The sequence below is a fragment of the Corallococcus sp. CA047B genome (genome assembly GCF_003612065.1).
In the GTDB taxonomy this organism is placed as follows: domain Bacteria; phylum Myxococcota; class Myxococcia; order Myxococcales; family Myxococcaceae; genus Corallococcus; species Corallococcus praedator.
The window spans coordinates 1-2549 of sequence record NZ_RAWD01000581.1 but is presented as its reverse complement, the minus strand read 5'-3'; the positions used below and the strand labels follow the sequence as shown (position 1 = coordinate 2549).

The following is a 2549-nucleotide window of genomic DNA, read 5'->3' as shown; positions in this document are numbered from 1 at the left end:
GCCCTACCCCACCCGCCCGGCCCACCTGCCGGAGAGCGCGGAGTTGCGCGAGGACCTGGACCAGTGGGCGCTCGTGTCGCTCAACGCGGACGGGGAGCGCCACGGACTCGTGCGGTTCTGGGACCGGCACGGCCTGCTGCTCTGGGAGGCCGAGTACGAGGACGGCAGGCGCCAGGGATTCTACCGCTCGCGCGCGGAGGACACCTACGCGGACTTCCGCGTCCACTTCGAGGAGGGACAGGCCCAGGCGGACTTCGCCGTGGGCGAGTGGTCGCTTCTGGATGCGCAGCGCCAGGTCGTGCTCACCCGCGACCTGGGGCTCGCTCCGGACGAGAAGGCGCTGGAGCGCTCGGAGGTGTTCTCCAACCTCGCGAGGAGCGCGGAGGGCTGGCGGGAGGTCGCGCGCAAGGCCCGCGCGGAGCGGCGCTACCGGGAGGCCCTGCTGGCCACGGCCCGCGCCTGCGCCACCGCGCTGGACGTGCAGCCGCTGGTGGAGGGGCTGGAGCAGCTCACCCTGCCCCGCACCAAACCCTCCGCCCACGCGCTGGCGGTGTCGGTGGTGGAGGAGGCGGGCCAGCTGTGGGCCCCCATGGCGGACTGCCTCATGCGCGGCGGTGAGGCCTCCACGCTGCTCCGGGCCTACGCCATCCTGTTGGACCAGACGGACCGGCCGCGCGCGGCGCTGGACTTCCTGCACGCGGCGATGCTGCTCAACCCGGAGCGCAAGGCGTACCTGTTCACCCGTGGCCTCATCCTGTTGAACCTGGGGCTCGCGGATCAGGTGCGGCAGGACGCCGAGCAATTGGCGACGGTGGAGCCGGACACGGCCCTGTTCCTGAGCACCTATGCCCGGGCGCTGTTCCCCCGGTTCGACTTCTGGCCCGCCCACGAGGCGCCGCGCTGCACCTACGACGGACTTCCCGACGGGCCCCAGCAGCCGCTGGAGTCGATCCAGCAGGTGGTGCGCAAGTACGCCACGCGGCTCCAGGCGATGCGCGCGCAATTGCTCCAGCGGTTCAAGCCCGGCGCCACGGTGTCGTGGCTGCCGCCGGACCTGTCGGCGCTCCTGGGCGCGGGGCCCGTGAAGCTGGAGCAGTTCGAGATGGAGTTCGGGGACGACACGGTGGAGATCGACGAGACGCTGGACCTGTCGCAGGGGCTGGCGGACCTGACGCTCGCCATGAGGGGCGACTGGAGCGCGCTGACGTGGCTCTTGTGGGCGTGCGGGGAGAAGACGTTCCGGATGCCGACGCGGCTCACCCCGCCCGCGGACTTCGGTCAGGGCGCGGGACAGGCGTCGCAGCGGCTGTGGCAGAGCCGGGACCGGCGGATCCGGGGCGGGGACGGCTCCAAGCCCGGTGAGGGCTTCCTGTTCGAGGGCGTGGCGCTGGGCGACCTGCACCCGAACCTCGTCACCATCGCGGAGCGGCAATACGCGGAGACGCAGGCGATGTTCTATTGGCTCAACGACTCGGACCATGTCTCGCCGTGGCAGAGCAATCTGAGGGGCAGCTAGTCATGAAGCGGATTCGTGAAAGCATCGAGGTCGCGGAGCCCCTGTGGCGGGCACTGGAGCAGATGAGCCACGACCTGGGCGTGGACCGGAATGCCCTGGTCGCGCAGGCCCTGTTCCTGCTCGCACGGCAGAACGGCTACGTCGCGCCGACGCCCGTGTTGCTCGGGGCGACGGCGGCGCTCGCGCAGGCTGTGCAAGCGGAGGCCCCGGCCACGGAGGTCCGGACCAGTGAGCCCGTGGCCCGTCCGGCGGAGGTCGCCCCTGTCGCACCGGTCCCTGCGCCCGTGAAGGAGCCGGAGACGGTGGGGGCCGCGCCCGCCGCGCCCGCCGCATCCACGGTGGCACTGGCGAAGGCCGCGACCCCGGCGGAGGCTGAGGCCGCCTTCGTGCGGAACCGGATGCAGGAAGTGCTCGCGTCCGTGGATGCGGTCGTGCTGCCGCGAGACGTGCCGGTGGCGTCTGACGACGAAGAGGACTCGGACGAAGAGCAGGCGTCGGACGAGGACGAGGCGTCCGACGACGAAGCGTCCGACGAAGAGGCATCTGACGAGGACGAAGCGTCCGACGAAGAGGCGTCCGACGAGGACGAGACGTCCGACGAGGCGTCCGACGAGGACGAGACGTCCGACGAGGCGTCTGACGAGGACGAGGCGTCCGACGAAGATGCATCCGACGAGGCGTCTGACGAAGACGAGGCGTCCGATGAGGACGAGGCGTCCGGCAGCGCCGCCGCGAACGCGTCCGACGAAGACGCAGCGGACGAAGACGAGGACGACGAACAGACTGCCGCGGAATCGGCTGACGAAGACGAGGCTGCGGACGCCGAAGACACGGACGACAAAGCCGCCGCCGCGAATTCAGACGCAGCAGAAGACGACGACGTCGCGGCGGCCATTGGAGCCGAAGCGGGCGTGGACGCCGATCTCGCCGCGGCCCTCGGCTCCGAAGCAGGCGCGAGCACCGACGACACGGACGACGCAGCGGAGGGCGAACAGGACGAGCCCCCGGCGGCACCCCGGGTCGCGAACCCGCC

At 71.5% G+C, this 2549-nt stretch carries 1 protein-coding gene and 1 pseudogene; both read left to right on the top strand.

The window, feature by feature from the left end; genetic code table 11:
- A partial coding sequence (locus D7X74_RS41215) for a thiol reductase thioredoxin (protein WP_120538378.1) occupies positions 1-1516 on the top strand: 1516 nt, incomplete at its 5' end.
- A gap of 62 nt (positions 1517-1578) precedes the next feature.
- Positions 1579-2549 (top strand): annotated as a pseudogene (locus D7X74_RS41210) (DNA polymerase V family protein); the annotation flags it as partial.